At 70.1% G+C, this 18,174-nt stretch carries 12 protein-coding genes; 10 read left to right on the top strand and 2 right to left on the bottom strand.

Translation table 11 applies throughout. The features are described 5' to 3' along the window. The first annotated feature begins 6 nt into the window (after window positions 1-6). Window positions 7-969: a LacI family DNA-binding transcriptional regulator gene (locus ACIBHX_RS33420; RefSeq protein WP_397071368.1), complete on the top strand. Its 963-nt coding sequence runs from the start codon at window positions 7-9 to the stop codon at window positions 967-969. Next, entirely contained in the window at window positions 966-1,901 is a 936-nt protein-coding gene (locus tag ACIBHX_RS33415) for an aldose epimerase family protein (protein ID WP_397071366.1), read from the top strand. The genes ACIBHX_RS33420 and ACIBHX_RS33415 overlap by 4 nt, the downstream gene beginning before the upstream one ends. Here the strand turns inward: ACIBHX_RS33415 and ACIBHX_RS33410 are convergent. Next, window positions 1,891-4,308 carry a SpoIIE family protein phosphatase gene (locus ACIBHX_RS33410; RefSeq protein ID WP_397071365.1) on the bottom strand — a complete coding sequence of 806 codons (2,418 nt, stop codon included), beginning with the start codon at window positions 4,306-4,308 and terminating at the stop codon, window positions 1,891-1,893. The two genes, ACIBHX_RS33415 and ACIBHX_RS33410, sit on opposite strands and share 11 nt — an antisense overlap. Before the next feature lie 98 nt (window positions 4,309-4,406). Between ACIBHX_RS33410 and ACIBHX_RS33405 the strand changes: the two genes are divergently transcribed. From ACIBHX_RS33405 to ACIBHX_RS33370, 8 genes are all read left to right on the top strand, one after another. Beyond that, complete coding sequence (locus tag ACIBHX_RS33405; protein ID WP_397071364.1) at window positions 4,407-9,599, top strand: HAMP domain-containing protein; 5,193 nt, start codon at window positions 4,407-4,409, stop codon at window positions 9,597-9,599. Then, on the top strand, window positions 9,596-10,231 hold the full coding sequence (locus tag ACIBHX_RS33400) for a two-component system response regulator (protein WP_397071363.1): 636 nt from the start codon (window positions 9,596-9,598) through the stop codon (window positions 10,229-10,231). The genes ACIBHX_RS33405 and ACIBHX_RS33400 overlap by 4 nt, the downstream gene beginning before the upstream one ends. 154 nt (window positions 10,232-10,385) lie before the next feature. Next, entirely contained in the window at window positions 10,386-12,866 is a 2,481-nt protein-coding gene (locus tag ACIBHX_RS33395; protein ID WP_397071362.1) for a DNA translocase FtsK 4TM domain-containing protein, read from the top strand. Window positions 12,867-12,970: 104 nt separating this feature from the next. Then, entirely contained in the window at window positions 12,971-13,708 is a 738-nt protein-coding gene (locus tag ACIBHX_RS33390) for a helix-turn-helix domain-containing protein (RefSeq protein ID WP_397071597.1), read from the top strand. Between the two features lie 44 nt (window positions 13,709-13,752). Then, window positions 13,753-15,159 carry a 30S ribosomal protein S12 methylthiotransferase RimO gene (gene rimO / locus ACIBHX_RS33385; protein WP_397071361.1) on the top strand — a complete coding sequence of 469 codons (1,407 nt, stop codon included), beginning with the start codon at window positions 13,753-13,755 and terminating at the stop codon, window positions 15,157-15,159. Further along, window positions 15,156-15,728: a CDP-diacylglycerol--glycerol-3-phosphate 3-phosphatidyltransferase gene (gene pgsA / locus ACIBHX_RS33380; RefSeq protein ID WP_397071360.1), complete on the top strand. Its 573-nt coding sequence runs from the start codon at window positions 15,156-15,158 to the stop codon at window positions 15,726-15,728. Before rimO ends, pgsA begins: the two co-directional genes overlap by 4 nt. 432 nt (window positions 15,729-16,160) lie before the next feature. Further along, a complete protein-coding gene (locus ACIBHX_RS33375) occupies window positions 16,161-16,652 on the top strand; it encodes a CinA family protein (RefSeq protein WP_397071359.1) in 492 nt (163 codons plus the stop codon). Between the two features lie 286 nt (window positions 16,653-16,938). After that, entirely contained in the window at window positions 16,939-17,292 is a 354-nt protein-coding gene (locus ACIBHX_RS33370; RefSeq protein WP_397071358.1) for a helix-turn-helix domain-containing protein, read from the top strand. Here ACIBHX_RS33370 and ACIBHX_RS33365 read toward each other — a convergent pair. Beyond that, window positions 17,289-18,143: a DNA-formamidopyrimidine glycosylase family protein gene (locus tag ACIBHX_RS33365; protein WP_397071357.1), complete on the bottom strand. Its 855-nt coding sequence runs from the start codon at window positions 18,141-18,143 to the stop codon at window positions 17,289-17,291. The genes ACIBHX_RS33370 and ACIBHX_RS33365 overlap by 4 nt on opposite strands. Between the last annotated feature and the right edge of the window lie 31 nt (window positions 18,144-18,174).

Below are 18,174 nucleotides of genomic sequence, written 5' to 3'. Positions count from 1 at the left end.
AGCCTTGTGGCGGTGACGATTCGGGACGTGGCCAGGGCCTCGGGCGTCCACGTCTCCACGGTCTCCCGGGCGTTCTCCGCACCCCATCTGGTCAACCCCGAGACCCGCAACCGCGTGCTCGCCGTCGCCGAGGAACTCGGCTACCGCCCCAACCGCGCGGCCAGGGCGCTGACCACCGGCCGCACCCACAACCTCGGTCTCATCGTGGCGGACATCGCCAACCCCTTCTTCCCGCCGCTGATCAAGGCGGCGCAGGCACAGGCGAGGACCCGCGACTACCACGTCTTCGTCGCCGACACCGACGAGGACCCGCAGGTCGAGGAGGAGCTGGTCAAGACCCTCGCCAAGCAGGTGGACGGGGTGCTGCTGTGCAGTCCCCGCCTGTCCAACAGGGCGATCGAACGGCTGGCGCTCGACGTGCCGTTCGTCCTGGTCAACCGGCGGATCAAGGGGCTTCCCGCGGTGCTCATGGACGTGCCCCGCGGCGCGAGGCTCGCACTGGAGCACCTCAAGGGGCTCGGCCATCGGCGGGTGGCCGTCGTCTCCGGGCCCAGCGGGTCGTGGACCAGCACCGAGATGCGAACGGTTGCCGCCGGCGTGCCCGGCCTCGACCTGGTGTACCTCGGGCCCAACCAGCCGACGGAGGAGGGCGGGCTGGCCGTGGCGGCGGCGGTGGCCGACTCCGGGGTGACCGGGGTGCTCGCCTACAACGACCTCGTCGCGCTGGGCCTGATCGAGGGACTCGCCGCGGCCGGGATCAGCGTGCCCGCGGACGTGAGTGTGATAGGTGTTGACGACATCCTGCCGGGGCGGCTGAACCGCCCCAAGTTGACCACCGTGGCCATGCCCACGGCCGCGGCCGGCCGCATGGCCGTCGACCTGCTGCTGCAGTCGGGCGGCGAAGGCGCGCTGGTGACTCTGGACACCACCCTGATCGTGCGCGAATCGACGGGAGAGGCACCTCGATGACTTTCGGCATCCTTCCTTCGGGACAGTCCGTCGAGCGCGTTGAGCTGCGGGCGGGCGAGCTGCGCGCCGCCGTGCTCAGCTACGGCGCCATCCTGCAGCGCTTGGAGGTGGCGGGCGTCAACGTGGTGCTCGGCCTCGGCACGCTGCAGGACTACCTGACGCGCAGCCGCTACTTCGGCGCCGTCGTCGGCCGCTACGGCAACCGCATCGCCGGCGCCCGCTTCACCCTGGACGGCGTCGAACACCGCCTGCCGGTCAACAACGGGCCCAACAGCCTGCACGGCGGTATCGAGGGCTTCGACAAGAAGGTGTGGACCATCGCCGACCGCACCTCCAGGTCGGTCACGCTCACGCTGGTCAGCCCCGACGGCGACCAGGGCTACCCCGGCACGCTGACCGCCTCGGTCACCTACACCCTCGACGGCGACGGGCTGCGCCTGGACTACACCGCAGAGACCGACGCCCCGACCGTGGTCAACCTCACCAACCACACCTACTTCAACCTGGCAGGGAGCGGCGACGTGCTGGGCCACGTGCTGCGCATGGACGCGGCGCGCTACCTGCCCGTCGACGAGCACAAGATCCCCACCGGCGAGCTGGCGCCCGTCAAGGGCACCGACTTCGACTTCACCACCCCGCACCCGATCGGCGCTCGGATGGACGGTGGCTACGACCACTGCTTCGTGCTCGACGGGCCCGTCGAGGTGCGCGTGCCCGGGCTGGCGATGCTGATGACGACCACGGAGCCGGGCGTGCAGGTCTACGCCGGTGGCATGCTCGACAGGCCGGCCACGCCGTACGGGCCGCACGCCGGGCTGTGCCTGGAGACGCAGCACTTCCCCGACTCGCCCAACCAGCCGGCCTTCCCCACCACGGTCCTGCGGCCGGGCGAGCGCCGCACCTCCTCGACCACCTACCGCTTCACGGCATAGCTTTCAGCACCAGCAGCGCCACGTCGTCGCGCGATGGCTCGGCGGCGAAGGAGTCGACGGCCTGCCGTACCCGCTCGGCGACGGCGTGCGCGCTCAGCCCGCCGCAGCCGGCCAGGACGAGCGCCAGCCCGTCGTCGTCGTCCAGCAGCCGGTTGCCGTTGCGCCGCTCGGTCACGCCGTCGGTCACGCACAGCAGCACCTCCTCCGGCGCCAGCTCGAACGTCTCGGCGAAGAACCGCGTCTCGCTCTCGATGCCCAGCAGCAGCTGCGGCGTGGCCACGACCTCGACCAGGCCGCCCTTGCGCAGCACCAGCGGCGGCGGATGCCCGGCCGAGGCGACCGTGCACCGCGCGCCGCCCTGCGGCAGCGGCCTCATCTCACCGCACAGCAGGCTGAGGAAGCGCAGATCCTCCCCCTCGTCGAGGATCGTCCTGTTCAGCCGGTCCAGGATGTCGTCCACCGCGTAGTTCTCCTTGGCCAGCAGCCGTACGGCATGCCGGGCCAACCCGGTCACCGCCGCCGCCTCCGGCCCGCTGCCGCACACGTCGCCCAGCGCGAAGCACCAGTGGTCGGCCACGGTGAACAGGTCGTAGAAGTCGCCGCCCACGTCGGCGCCCTCCTCGGCCGGCAGGTAGACCACCGCCGACTCCAGCCCCGGCATGGCCGCCGCCCGCATCGGCAGCAGGCTGCGCGCCAGCACCCGGGACGTGGTGACCTGCCGGTCGTACAGCATCGCGGTGTGCAGGTTGAGCGCGACCAGCCGGCACAGGTCGGTCAGCAGCGTGCTCAGCTCGAGCGGCAGGATCGGCTCGCGGCGCCCGATCACCAGCGCGCCGTACGACCTGCCCTCGGTGAGCAGCGGGAACGACAGCACGTTCTCGGCCAGCAGCGCCAAGGAGGGCAGGGTGGTGGGCTGGTTCGGCAGCGAGGGCAGCTGCCTGCGCAGATCGGCGATGCACCGCTCCTCGGCGTGCCAGACGTGCGCGAGCCTGGTCAGCCCCGTCAGATCGGTCAGGTAGACGGCGGCCCACGCGGCCAGCTTCGGCACCACGAGCTGGGCGGTCAGCGCCGCGATCAGGTCGGGGTCATGCACCCCCGCGAGCAGCTCGCCCGCCTCGGCCAGGAACGCCAGCCTGCCCCGGTGGGCGCGCTCCTGCTCGGCCAGCCCCTCCCTGCGCACCCCGTCGGCCACCTGGTCGGCCACGTGCTGCAGGTTGGCGGTCAGCTGCTCGTCGAAGCGGCCAGGCGTGGTGGCGGTGATCACCAGGTAGCCCACGACCTCGTCGGAGACCCGCAGCGGCGCGCACGCCAGCGAGCGGGCGCCCAGCTGCTCGGCCAGCTCCACGTCGCCGGCCAGCAGGTCGTCCACCAGTGCGGGCGCCTTGCGCGCCGCGTCGAACACCCCGGCCGCCAGCACGCCCACCAGCCCCGCCGTGCGGCCCGCGCCGGCCGTCACGCCGAAGCCGGGACCCTCTTCGGCGCGCGTCAGCACGTAGGCCGCGTCGGCGCCGCTGGAGCCGTGGATGATCTGCGCGATCGTCTCGAACAGCTCGGGCAGCGGCCGGTGGCTGGCCAGCAGGTCCTTGATCCGGCGGCCCGCCTCCCGCCGTAGCGGCGCGGGCGGCGGCGTCAGCACGTAACGGTGGTCGGCCGAGACCACCAGCCAGATCGCGTGGCCGTCGTGGCGCAGGTGGGAGATGTAAACAGGGATCAGGTGGCCGCCGACGTGCCGCATCCGCGACTCGCCCCGCCACCGGCGCAGGCGCAGGGTGTCGGCCAGCGACAGCGCGTAGGGGCCGTGCGCCCGCCAGGCCACCAGTTCCGCCAGCGACATGCCCGCGGCCTCGTCCGCCCGCCAGCCGAGCAGCGCGGCGGCCTCCTGGTTCCAGGACACGACCTGACCGTGGTCGTCGGAGACGACGGTGGCCACGTGCAGCGTTCCGACGGGAGCGACCACGGCGGCCGGGGCCGACACCGTGGGCGCCGACAGCTCGCCGTTGCCGTCGGCCAGCTCGATCCGCACCCACACCCGCTTGGCCGACCTGGTGTAGGTCACCCCCCATGCGTCGGCCAGCATGGCCGCGAGCGCCAGCCCCCTGCCGGAGGTCGGCAGCGTGTCGACAGGGGCCCACTCGGCCGCCAGGATCGTGCGCGTGGGGTGACGGTCGTCCACCTCGATCTCCAGCTTCGGCGGCGTCGCGCCCACGTCCAGCCGGCAGGTCACCTCGATCCCCGTGCCCGCGTGCACCACCGCGTTGGTGACGAGCTCGCTGGTCAGCAGCACCGCGTCCTCGGCCACGTGGTTCAGGCGCCAGTGGCCGAGCGTGTCGCGCACGAATTCGCGCGCGGCCGCCGGCGCCTGGGGGGTGCCCTCGAAGGCGGCTTTCGAGGCCTGGATGGTATCCACTAAGTCGTCCTAGAACATCACTCGATGTGGCAGCTTCGTCACTCTCAGAGTGGCAGACTGAGGACCCGTTATACCGCCAGTTGTGAAGAAGGCCGCCCATGGTCGCGCAGTTGGTACCCCCACTCGCTCCTGGAACGCTCCAGGAAGCCGATCTCCGACCGCTGCTCGTGGCCCTGAAGGGCCTGCGCGACGGCAACTTCCGCACCCGGCTCGAGCTGCCAGGCGACCCGTTCCTGGCCCAGCTGGCGATGGCCTTCAACCAGGTCGTCGACCGCAACGACCACCTGGCGGGCGAGCTGACCAGGGTGCGCGCCGAGGTCGCCCGGCAGGGGCACCTCGACGAGCGGATCACGACCAGCCCCGGCTCCGGCACGTGGGCGGTGAACGTGACGGCGGTCAACAGCCTCATCGACGCGCTGGTGATCCCGGCGGCCAAGGCGACCAGGGTGCTCAACGCGGTGGCCGACGGCGACCTGTCGCAGCGGGTCGACCTGCAGGAGGACAACCGGCCGCTGCGCGGCGGGCTGCGGCTGATGGGCAAGGCGGTCAACCGCATGGTCGACCAGCTCGCGCTGTTCTCCGGCGAGGTCACGCGGGTGGCGCGCGAGGTCGGCACCGAGGGGCGGCTCGGCGGCCGGGCCAAGGTCCAGGGCATGTCGGGCAGCTGGCGCGACGTGACCGAGGCGGTCAACGCCATGGCGGGACGGCTGACCGCGCAGGTGCGCGACATCGCGGTGGTGACCACGGCGGTGGCCAGGGGAGACCTGACCCGCCAGGTGACGGTCGAGGCCACCGGCGAGTTGCTCGAGCTGAAGCTGACCGTGAACACGATGGTGGACCAGCTGTCGGCCTTCGCCGATGAGGTGACCAGGGTGGCCCGCGAGGTGGGCACCGAGGGCAGGCTGGGCGGCCAGGCGCAGGTGCGGGGGATGAGCGGGGTCTGGAAGGACCTCACCGACAACGTCAACTTCATGGCCTCGAACCTGACCACCCAGGTGCGCTCGATCGCCCAGGTGACCACGGCGGTGGCCAACGGCGACCTGTCGAAGAAGATCACGGTGGACGCGCGGGGTGAGATCCTGCAGCTGAAGGACACCATCAACACGATGGTGGACCAGCTGTCGGCCTTCGCCGATGAGGTGACCAGGGTGGCCCGCGAGGTGGGCACCGAGGGGCAGCTCGGCGGCCGGGCCGAGGTGAAGGGCGTCTCCGGCACCTGGAAGGACCTCACCGACAACGTCAACTTCATGGCCTCCAACCTGACCACTCAGGTACGTGCCATCGCGCAGGTCACCACCGCCGTAGCACAAGGCGATTTGTCGCGAAAAATCACCGTTGATGCGCGGGGCGAGATCCTGCAGCTGAAGGACACCATCAACACGATGGTGGACCAGCTGTCGGCCTTCGCCAGCGAGGTGACCAGGGTGGCCCGCGAGGTCGGCACCGAAGGCCAGCTCGGCGGCCGGGCGGATGTGCGCGGGGTGTCGGGCACCTGGAAGGACCTCACCGACAACGTCAACTTCATGGCCGACAACCTCACCAGCCAGGTGCGCTCGATCGCGCAGATCACCACGGCGGTGGCCAACGGCGACCTGTCCAAGAAGATCACGGTCGATGCCCGGGGCGAGATCCTTCAGTTGAAGGACACCATCAACACGATGGTGGACCAGCTGTCGGCCTTCGCCGACGAGGTGACCAGGGTGGCCCGCGAGGTCGGCACGGAAGGCCGCCTGGGCGGCCAGGCGCAGGTCCGGGGCGTGTCGGGCGTCTGGAAGGACCTCACCGACAACGTCAACTTCATGGCCTCGAACCTCACGACCCAGGTACGCGACATCGCGCAGGTCGCCACCGCAGTGGCTCAAGGCGATTTGTCGCGAAAAATCACCGTAGACGTGAAGGGCGAGATCCTCCAGCTCAAGGACACCGTCAACACGATGGTGGACCAGCTGTCCGCGTTCGCCGCCGAGGTGACCCGGGTGGCGCGCGAGGTCGGCAGCGAGGGCCGCCTGGGCGGTCAGGCCCAGGTCCGTGGCGTCAGCGGGGTGTGGAAGGACCTCACCGACAACGTGAACTTCATGGCCGACAACCTGACCACGCAGGTGCGCTCGATCGCGCAGGTGGCCACGGCCGTGGCGCAGGGCGACCTGTCACGCAAGATCACCGTTGAGGTGAAGGGCGAGATCCTCGAGCTCACCAACACCATCAACACGATGGTCGACCAGCTGTCGGCCTTCGCCGCCCAGGTGACCAGAGTGGCGCGTGAGGTCGGCACCGAGGGGCAGCTGGGCGGCCGGGCCGAGGTCCGCGGGGTGTCGGGCACCTGGAAGGACCTCACCGACAACGTGAACTTCATGGCCGACAACCTCACCAGCCAGGTGCGCGACATCGCCCAGGTGGCGACCGCCGTGGCCGACGGTGACCTGTCGAAGAAGATCACGGTGGACGCGCGGGGTGAGATCCTGCAGTTGAAGGACACCATCAACACGATGGTGGACCAGCTCTCGGCCTTCGCCGACGAGGTCACCCGGGTGGTGCGCGAGGTCGGCACGGAAGGCCGACTGGGCGGCCAGGCGCAGGTCCGCGGCGTGAGCGGGGTGTGGAAGGACCTCACTGAGAGCGTCAACTTCATGGCCTCCAACCTGACCTCGCAGGTCCGCAGCATCGCCGTGGTCACCACGGCCATCGCCAACGGCGACCTGTCCAAGATGATCAGGGTCGACGCCCGCGGCGAGATCCTGCAGCTCAAGGACACCATCAACACCACCGTCGACCAGCTGTCGGCCTTCGCCGACGAGGTCACCCGGGTGGCCCGCGAGGTGGGCACCGAGGGCAGTCTCGGCGGCCAGGCGCAGGTCCGGGGCGTGTCGGGCGTCTGGAAGGAGCTCACCGACAACGTCAACTTCATGGCCTCCAACCTCACCAGCCAGGTCCGCAACATCGCGCAGGTCGCCACCGCCGTGGCCAACGGCGACCTGTCCAAGAAGATCGACGTGGACGCCCGCGGCGAGATCCTCGAACTCAAGACCACGATCAACACGATGGTCGACACACTGTCGTCCTTCTCCTCCGAGGTCACCCGGGTGGCCCGCGAGGTCGGCTCGGAGGGCAGGCTGGGCGGCCAGGCCGAGGTCGAGGGCGTCTACGGCACCTGGGAGCGGCTGACCAAGAACGTCAACGAGCTCGCCGGCAACCTCACCACCCAGGTGCGCGCCATCGCCGAGGTGGCCAGCGCCGTCGCCCAGGGCGACCTGAGCCGCTCCATCAGCGTCGAGGCCAAGGGCGAGGTGGCCGAGCTGAAGAACAACGTCAACCTCATGGTGGCCAACCTGCGCGAGACGACCAGGGCCAAGGACTGGCTGGAGTCCAACCTGGCCCGCATCGCCGGCCTGATGCAGGGCCACCGCGACCTGGTCGAGGTCGCGGACCTCATCCTGCGCGAGCTCACCCCGCTGGTCAGCGCCCAGTACGGCGCTTTCTTCCTGGCCGACCTCGACTCGCGCGGCGGCGAGTTGGCCTTCATCGCCGGGTACGGCGCGGCCCACGACCGTGACGTCCTGCAGGATCCCGGAACCCCGGGTCCCGGCCTGATCAGGCAGGCCGCGCTGGAGAAGAAGCGCATCCTGCTCGACGACGTGCCGCCCGACTACATCAAGGTGCACACCGCGCTGGGCGAGGCGGCTCCCGCCAGCGTGGTGGTACTGCCGATCGTGTTCGAGGACAACGTGCTCGGCGTGGTCGAGCTGGCCTCCTTCAGCCGTTTCAGCGAGGTCCACCTGGCCTTCTTCGACCAGTTCGTGGTCACGATCGGCGTGGCGATCAACACGATCATCGCCAACGCCCGCACCGAGTCGCTGCTGTCGGAGTCGCAGCGCCTGGCACAGCAGCTGCAGGGCCGCTCCGACGAGCTGCAGCGCCAGCAGGCCGAGCTGCGCAGGTCCAACGCGGCGCTGGAGGAGAAGGCGCACCTGCTGGCCACTTCCTCGCGCTACAAGTCCGAGTTCCTGGCCAACATGTCGCACGAGCTGCGCACCCCGCTCAACAGCCTGCTCATCCTGGCCAGGCTGCTGGCCGACAACCCCGGCGACAACCTCTCCGAGCAGGAGGTCGAGTTCGCCACCACGATCCACAACGCGGGCAGCGACCTGCTGCAGCTCATCAACGACATCCTCGACCTGTCCAAGATCGAGGCGGGCAGGATGGACGTCCGCCCGGAGAACCTGCCGCTGAACAAGCTGCTCGACTACGTCGATGCCACCTTCAGGCCGCTCACGATCGACCGCGGTCTCACCTTCGAGATCAACGTGGGCCCGGGTGTGCCGCGCGAGCTGTACAACGATGAGCGCCGCCTGCAGCAGATCCTGCGCAACCTGCTGTCCAACGCGGTCAAGTTCACCGCCGCGGGCGAGGTCAGGCTGGAGGTCTCGGTGGCCGGCGAGCTCGACAGCCCGCTGCTCAGGGACGCCGCGGACGTGATCGCCTTCGCCGTCAGCGACACCGGAATCGGCATCGCCGCCGACAAGCTGCCCGTCATCTTCGGCGCCTTCCAGCAGGCCGACGGCACGACCAGCCGCAAGTACGGCGGCACCGGGCTGGGCCTATCGATCAGCAGCGAGATCGCCAGGCTGCTTGGCGGCGAGATCCACGCCAGCAGCCAGCCCGCCGCCGGCAGCACGTTCACCCTGTACGTGCCGGCCAGATGCGTGGCCTCGGGCGCCGTCACCGAGCCCGACACGTCCGAGGGCGAGCCCGAATGGCACCCGGTCGAGCCGCTGCGCAAACCCGTGGAGGTCCGTACCGCCGCCCAGCCGCAGGCCGAGTGGCCGTCGGTCGACGGCGGCGACGACTGGCACTCCGCGGCCCGCATCGGCGAGCTGAGCGAGGGCCCGGTCGGCGAGACGCTCACCGGCAGGCGGGTGCTCATCGTGGACGACGACATCCGCAACGTCTACGCGCTCACCCACGTCCTCGGCCGCCTGGGCATGGAGGTGGTCTACGCCGAGAACGGCAGGGAGGGCATCGAGGCGCTGGAGCGCGATGACAAGATCTCGCTGGTGCTGATGGACGTGATGATGCCCGAGATGGATGGCTACGAGACCCTCGCCGCGGTCCGTCAGATGCCCAGGTTCGCCGACCTGCCGATCATCGCGCTGACGGCCAAGGCGATGCCGGGCGACAGGGAGAAGACGATCTCCTGCGGCGCCTCCGACTACGTGCCCAAACCGGTCGACCTCGATCACCTGCTGGAGGTGATGCGGGGATGGCTCGCCGGCGAGCGGGAGGGGCCGCGATGAACCGCGCCGCTACGAACCGCACGGTCAAGATCCTGCTGGTCGACGACAGCGAGGACAGCCTGGTCGCCCTCGAGGCGGTCCTGCGCCCTCTGCAGCAGCAACTGTTCAAGGCCAGGTCCGGCCAGGAGGCGATGAAGCTGATGCTGCGCAACGACTTCGCGGTCGTGCTGCTCGACGTGCTGATGCCGGGCATGGACGGCTTCGAGACGGCCGCCCACGTCAAGCGCCTCGACCAGACGCGTGACGTGCCGATCATCTTCCTGACCGGCACCGACATCGGCGCGGGCGCCGCCTTCCGCGGCTACGCCGTGGGCGCCGTCGACTACATCACCAAGCCCTTCGACCCGTGGGTGCTGCGCTCCAAGGTCGCCGTCTTCATCGACCTGTTCCGCAAGAACGTGGAGCTGCAGGAGCAGACGGCCCTGCTGTGCGAGCTCGTGCGCGGTGACACCGAGCAGCCAGGCAACCCCCGGATCCTTTCCGGCTTCTCCGAGCGGCTGCGGGCCGTCGAGGAGAAGCTGGCCGCCCTGGTGCAGGACTGCCCCGGCGACAAGGGGCTCACCGAGGCGGTCAAGGAGCTCGCCGACCGGGTGGCGGCCATGCAGGCCGCCTTCGACTCGGTCGTGCTGTAAGACCCGCCTGTACGGCGGGCCGCCGCGGTTCCCGGGGGCGCGGGTTCGGGGCGGCCTGCCGTACGGGTGGCCAGGCCGTACAACAGGACGGACATTTCGGGCAACCGGCGTGGCACGGTGATCCGGACGGGGTCTCCGACGTACCTTTGGCATCATGGCCACCCGTACGCCGAAAAGCGCATCGAAGGGTCCGGCGAAGCGGTCGGCCTCGTCACGCTCGACCTCCGCCAAGCGGGGGTCCACGGCGTCGCGACGCGCACCGGCCCGCAAGCCGCCGATGACCCACCAGGACCCGATCAGCTGGGTCTTCACGGTGATCGGCAAGCTGATCGTCGGGCTCTGGATGCTGTTCGCCAACGGCCTGGGCAGCGCGGCCAGGGCACTGGGCAAGAACGCGCGCGAGCTGGACCCCGCGCACCGGCGCGACGGGGTGGGGCTGGCGTGGCTGGCGGGCGCCATCGTGCTGGCCGCGATGACCTGGCGCGACGCGCAGGGCTCGGTCTCGCACGTGGTCAACACGTCCGTGCACGCCGTGTTCGGCTCGCTGGCCTGGGCGGTGCCGATCCTGCTCGGGCTGCTGTCCTGGCGCTACATGCGCCATCCCGACCAGAACGCCGACACCGGGCGCATGGTGATCGGGTGGAGCGCGCTGCTGATCGGCGTGCTCGGCGTGATCCACGTGGCCAACGGCACGCCGTACCCGGCGGGTACCCAGGCCGACGGGATGGACAAGATCGCCCAGGCGGGCGGCCTGGTCGGGTTCATCGTGTCCGCGCCGCCGATGAGCATCCTGCCGGCGTTCATCACGATCCCGCTGCTGCTGATCCTGTCGGGATTCGGGATCCTGGTGATCACGGCGACCCCTGTGCACCGGATCCCCGAGCGGCTCGGGGAGCTCAAGCACCTGCTGTTCGAAAGGCACGCGCCCGCGGAGTCCGGGCAGCCGGCCAAGAAGCGGGTGCGGAAGAGCGACAAGCCCGAGTCGGGCGACTCGATCAAGCCGTACGACACACCCGTGCTCGCCGAGGACTCCAAGAAGCACTCGCCGGAGATCGTGCCGGGGCTGACCGACGAGGAAGACGAGACTCCTGTCCCCGCGCCCCGCAAGACCGAGCCGCCTGAGCCGACCCCGGCTCCGCGCAAGGTCGAGCAGCTCGTGCTGTCCTCGCAGGCCGGGCCGTACGTCCTGCCGGACCTGCTGAACCTCAAGCAGGGCAGCGCGCCCAAGCCGCAGACCAAGGCCAACACCGTGGTGGTCAATGCGCTGACCAGCGTGCTCGAGCAGTTCACCATCGACGCCCAGGTGATCGGGTTCACCCGCGGCCCGACGGTGACGCGCTACGAGATCGAGCTCGGGCCTGCGGTCAAGGTCGAGAAGGTCACCGCGCTCACCAAGAACATCGCCTACGCCGTCAAGTCCGCCGACGTGCGGATCCTGTCGCCCATCCCGGGCAAGTCCGCGATCGGGGTGGAGATCCCCAACGCCGACAAGGACCTGGTCTCGCTCGGCGACGTGCTCCGCTCCCAGGTGGCGCAGGCCGACCACCACCCGATGATCGTCGGGCTGGGCAAGGACGTCGAGGGCCGCACGATCGTGGCCAACCTCGCCAAGATGCCGCACCTGCTGATCGCGGGCGCCACCGGCGCCGGTAAGTCGGTCTGCGTCAACGGCCTGATCACCTCGATCCTGATGCGGTCGACGCCGGACGAGGTGCGCATGGTGCTCGTCGACCCCAAACGGGTCGAGCTCAGCGTCTACGAGGGCATCCCCCACCTGATCACCCCGATCATCACCAGCCCGAAGAAGGCCGCGGAGGCCCTCGAATGGGTCGTGGGGGAGATGGACCGCCGCTACGACGACCTGGCCGCCTCAGGCTTCCGGCACGTCGACGAGTTCAACAAGGCCGTGCGGGCGGGCAAGCTGCAGCCGCCGCCCGGCAGCGAGCGCGTCTACAAGCCCTACCCCTACCTGCTGGTGATCGTGGACGAGCTGGCCGACCTGATGATGGTCGCGCCGCGCGACGTGGAGGACTCCATCGTCCGCATCACCCAGCTGGCCCGCGCGGCCGGCATCCACCTGGTGATCGCCACCCAGCGACCCTCGGTCGACGTCGTGACCGGTCTGATCAAGGCCAACGTGCCCTCCAGGCTGGCGTTCGCGGTGTCGTCGCTGACCGACTCCCGGGTCATCCTCGACCAGCCCGGCGCCGACAAGCTGGTCGGCCAGGGCGACGCGCTGTTCCTGCCGATGGGCGCGAGCAAGCCCATCCGCATCCAGAACGCGTTCGTGTCGGAGAAAGAGATCGCCGACATCGTCACGCACTGCAAGGGGCAGATGCAGGCTGAATACCGCGAGGACGTGGCCGCCGCGCCGGTCAAGCGCGAGATCGACGAGGACATCGGCGACGACCTCGACCTGCTCATCCAGGCCGCCGAGCTGATCGTGACGACCCAGTTCGGCTCCACCTCGATGCTGCAGCGCAAGCTCCGCGTCGGCTTCGCCAAGGCGGGGCGGCTGATGGACCTGCTCGAGTCCAGGAACGTGGTGGGCCCGAGTGAGGGCTCCAAGGCCCGCGAGGTGCTCGTCAAGCCCGATGATTTGCCGGGTTTGCTAGCCGACCTGCGCGGCGAATGACCCCAATGCGCCCTCGCCCGACGATTACTGATTGAATATGAACCACTACGCAACGTCCGGGGGGCGGGGAGGCGTTTGCTGTGCAAGAGCAGAGCATCGGAACCATGCTGGCCACGGCCAGGAGAGCAAACGGGCTGACAGTCGGGCAGTTGAGCGCGATCACGCGGATCCGCGAGGCGCTCATCTACGCCATGGAGCGGGACGACTTCTCGCTGTGCGGGGGTGACTTCTACGCCAGGGGGCACCTCAAGGCCGTCTCCCAGGCCGTCGGCCTGGATCCGGCGGCCATGGTGAACCTGTATGACGAGCAGCACGGCGGCGCGCCGCAGCCGATCAGGGCGGCGGCCGTCTTCCAGGCGGACAAGCGGGTCAAGCTGCGCGAGCGGCGCGGGCCCAACTGGACGCTCGCGCTGGGGGTGGCGCTGGCGATCGTGGTGGTCTTCGGCGTCATGCGGGCCATGGGCGGCTCCGAGGAGGCGCACATGGCCGCGGTCCAGGGGGGATCCAAGGTTCCCCCGAACGCGCCGTTCACGGATCCGCCGCACCGCCATCCCGCGGACGCCAAGGGCAAGAAGAAGCCGAAGAACCTGGTCGTGGTCAAGGTGAAGGCCAAGCGGTCCTCCTACCTGAACGTGCGCGACGCCACCGGGCGGCGGCTGTTCTCCGGCACGATCGAGGCAGGCAAGACTTCCACGTGGAAGTCCAACTCCGCGGTCAATATGATCATTGGTGATGCCGGAGCGGTATCGCTGCAGGTCAACGGCAAGAATTTGGGGCATCCCGGCAACCGGGGCGAGACGGTTCAGCGTACTTTCGGGCCTTCCACACCGCGACCGCGGTAGGCCGTGCATCAGCGGTGGCCAACTCCCGATACCGTAGTGTCACCATGTCATCCCGCCGAACCGTATCTCTGATCACCCTGGGCTGCGCGCGCAACGAGGTCGACTCCGAGGAGCTCGCCGCGCGGCTCGACGCTGCCGGTTGGGACCTCGGCGACGACAGTCCCGACGTCGTCGTCGTCAACACGTGCGGCTTCATCGACTCGGCCAAGAAGGACTCGATCGACACCCTGCTGGCCGCCGCCGACACCGGCGCCAAGGTGGTGGCCGCGGGTTGCATGGCCGAGCGCTACGGCAACGAGCTGGCCGAGGCACTGCCCGAGGCCAGCGCGGTCATCTCCTTCGACGACTACGGCGACATCGGCGCGCGCCTGGACGACGTGCTCGCCGGGCGAGCGCTCAAGCCGCACACGCCGCGCGACCGCCGCGCCCTGCTGCCCATCTCGCCTGTGGAACGTGCCGGAAGCCGGAACATCCCCGGGCACGGCGGGGATCTGCCCGACGGCGTCGCCCCCGCGAGCGGGCCCCGGGTGCTGCGCAAGCGGCTGGACGAGAGCCCGGTGGCCTCGCTCAAGCTGGCCTCAGGCTGCGACCGCCGCTGCACGTTCTGCGCGATCCCGGCCTTCCGCGGGTCGTACGTCTCGCGTGACCCCGAAGAGCTGATGGCCGAGGCCGACTGGCTGGCCCACCGCGGCGTTCGCGAGCTCGTCCTGGTCAGCGAGAACTCCACCTCTTACGGCAAGGACCTGGGCGACCTGCGGGCCCTGGAGACGCTGCTGCCGCGCCTGGCGGGCATCGAGGGCATCGACCGGGTCCGCGTCAGCTACCTGCAGCCGGCCGAGCTGCGTCCCGGGCTGCTCGAGACCATCGGGGCCACCGAGGGCGTCGCACCGTACTACGACCTGTCCTTCCAGCACGCCAGCGGCTCGGTGCTGCGCAGGATGCGCCGCTTCGGCGACCCCGAGCGCTTCCTCGGCCTGCTCGACCAGGTCAGGGCGCTCGCCCCCGAGGCGGGCGTGCGCTCCAACTTCATCGTGGGCTTCCCCGGCGAGACCGAGGAGGAGTTCGAGGCCCTGGTCGGGTTTCTGGAGCGGGCCAGGCTCGACGTGATCGGCGTGTTCGGCTACTCCGACGAGGACGGCACCGAGGCCGCCACCCTGTCGGGCAAGCTCGACCAGGACGTCATCGACGAGCGCGTCCGCGTGCTGACCGAGCTGGCCGAGGAGCTCACCGCCCAGCGCGCGGAGGAGCGCATCGGCACCGAGGTCGACGTGCTCATCGACGAGGACCTGGGCGACGGCGGCTATGAGGGCCGCGCCGCCCACCAGGGACCCGAGGTCGACGGCTCGGTCACCGTGCAGGGCATCGGACTGGTGCCCGGCCAGATCGTCCGCGCCGTGGTGGTCGACGCCGAGGGCGTCGATCTCATCGCACGAATCAAGGCCGACCCATGACCAAGGACGAGCGCCGCGTGGTGAGCCCGTGGAACATCGCCAACGGCCTCACGGTAGCCCGGTTGGCGCTCGTCCCCTTCTTCGTCGTGTGCATGCTCATACCGGGCACCGGGTGGCGCCTGGCCGCCCTCGGGGTGTTCGCGGTGGCCTCCATCACCGACCACCTCGACGGCGAGCTGGCCAGGCGGTACGGCCTCATCACCGACTTCGGCAAGATCGCGGATCCGATCGCCGACAAGGCGCTCACCGGCGCGGCGCTGGTGTGCCTGTCGATCCTGAACGAGCTGCCGTGGTGGGTGACGATCGTCATCCTGGGGCGGGAGGTCGGCATCACGCTGCTGCGCCTCATGCTGCTGCGGCGGGCGGTCATCCCGGCCTCCTACGGGGGCAAGGTCAAGACGGTGCTGCAGATCGCCGCGATCGTGCTGTACCTCCTGCCCGGGGTGCCTGACGTCCTCAAGTGGGTGGTCATGGGGGCCGCCCTGGTGGTGACGGTGGCCACGGGAGCCGACTACGTCATCCGAGCCATCCAGCTCCGCCGCGTGGCTCGCCAGGTCCGCGGCGAGTAGCAGCCCCCTCCGCCGCGCGGCCGGGCCTTTGTACCGCTCGGCTCTTGTTCGGCTGGGCTCTTGTTCGGCTCGGCTTTGTACGGCGGGCCACCGCCACCGCCTCCCACCGCCGTGGGCTCGGGGCCTGTGCGCGGCGCTGCCGGCGAGTCGGGGACACTTGCTCGCCGCTACGGCGCTTCGTAGAACACTTCCCGCGGTCACGACTCAGCCGCCGCACAGGGCGCCGCCCTCCGCCGCACACCTCCTCACCGCCCCGGCGCCCGGGATGCGGGTCCTGGGGGGCCCTGCTGTCGGGAGGGTGCCCGGGGGCGGGGGTGACCCGGCGGTGGGCAACGGCGGCGGGGGTTTGCGCGTGGGTGGTTCGTGGGCGGGAAAGTGGGGGCGGGGGGTGGTGGGGCGTGGTTGGGTGGGAGGGTGGGTGAGGAGCAGCGGGTGAGTGCGGCGGCTGAGGTGTTGGAGCTGCTGGTGCGGGAGGGCGCGACCGTGGCGGTGGCCGAGTCGCTGACCGGCGGGTTGATCGGGGCGGCGATCACCGCCGTGTCCGGGTCGTCGAAGGCGTTCCGCGGTGGGGTGATCTCTTACGCCACGGATCTGAAGCACGAGCTGCTGGCCGTACCCGAGGAGCTGCTGCGCAAGGAGGGGGCCGTGCACCCGGATGTGGCGGCGGCGATGGCCAGGGGAGTGGCGCGCCTGTGCGGGGCGAGCTATGGGCTGGCCGTGACGGGTGTGGCGGGTCCCGACCCGCAGGACGGCAGGGCCGTGGGCACGGTGTTCGTGGCCGTGAGCGGACCCGGGGAGCGCGTCTGGGGGAGGGAGCTGGCACTCCAGGGGTCGCGCGAGCAGATCCGGGTAGGCACGGTGGACGAGGCAGTCGATCTCCTCGCAGGTGTGCTGAAGGCGAACATAGGGGAACATTCCGGGTGATTACCGTGTTACGTCCCGAGCGAACATGCGAACCACGGTCTGACGCGGTGTCGGTGGATACGGGTACGGTGGAGCTGTGAGTGAGGTCCGTGAGCCATCTGCAAGCACCGAGCGCCCGGCAGGCGGGCCTAATGAGTCACGCAACGAGCCACGCGCGGCGGGCCATGGGCGGAGACGTCCGATGATGACGGCGAGGAGTATGTACGAGGCCAAGAAGAAGAATGACCGGCACGACCCGATCGCGCGGGGCGTGGTGAAATCATCCACGCCGGGGAGGGAGCGACAGATGATCTTGCTGCGTCAGCTGCTCGGTGACGTGCTGAGGCGGTTGCGAGTGCGACAGGGACGCACGCTGCGCGAGGTTTCCACGCTGGCGCGGGTGTCCCTTGGCTACCTGTCCGAGGTCGAGCGTGGCCAGAAGGAGGCGTCTTCCGAGCTGCTCGCGTCCATCTGCGGCGCGCTCGGGGTTCCGCTGTCCCAAGTGCTGCGTGAGGTTTCCGACCAGTTCGCGCTGGCAGAGCTTCAGGCGACCCCCGTGCTGTCCGACGTACCGGAGCACGAGCGCCTGCCCCTCGCCGAGACCGTCCCGGGTTCGGCGATCCCCGACTTCCCCGAGGTCAAGGCGATGGTGGCCGCCTAGCGAGGCTGGCAGCCATCACACCACAGGATCAACCGCTCCTGTGGCTGTGCCCCCATCTCCCCTCGGCTGATGCGAGTGCCGCATCGGCGACAGGGTCGGCCCGCCCTGCCGTAAACCCACGTCTGGTTCCCCGGACGGCGATCACCCGTGGTCACTGTGGCCGCGTGAGCGTGCTTATGGTCGCGACCGCTTCGGGACTCGTTGGCATTGGTCCCCTCGCTCTCTCCTCCCGAGCTCCTTCGCTCGATGTTCGCGCTCAGCAGCCGCTGCGCGAGCGAGACCAGGCCGTCCAGATCCTCGATCTCACCCACCTCCCGCCACGGCCAGACCCCGCGCAGAAACAGGGTCTCCGCCCGGTAGATCGTCCCGATCCCGGCGAGGTTGCGCTGGTCGAGCAGCGCGTCGCCGATCGTCCGCGCCGGATCGGCGCGCAGGCGCCTGACCGCCTCCTCCGGATCCCAGTCCGCGCCCAGCAGGTCAGGCCCGAGATGGCCGACCACGCGGTCCTCCTCGGCGGTCTTCACCAGGTCCACCATGCCGAGCTTGACGCCCATGGCCTGCCATTCGGCGTTGGCCAGGATCAGCCGCACCTGGTCGCCCGGTGGCGGGCGCCGACCTGGCGGCACGATGCGCCAGGAGCCGTCCATGCGCAGGTGGGTGTGCACGGTGAGGTCGCCCTCAACGCGCGTGAGCAGGTGCTTGCCGCGTGACAGCGTGGTCAGCACGGTCCGGCCGCTGAGGTCCGCGGTGGCGTAGCGGGGCACGCGGAAGTCCGACCGCGTGAGCACCCGCCCGTCCAGGGCGTCGCGGAGTCTGGCGGCCGTGCGGTAGACGGCGTCTCCCTCGGGCATGCGGCCAGTCTAGGAAGACTGGACGCATCCT

It is taken from the genome of Nonomuraea sp. NPDC050536 (assembly GCF_044457685.1).
In the GTDB taxonomy this organism is placed as follows: Bacteria; Actinomycetota; Actinomycetes; order Streptosporangiales; family Streptosporangiaceae; genus Nonomuraea.
Note: the sequence above shows the minus strand (reverse complement) of the source record. Positions and strands in the feature narration are given on the sequence as shown.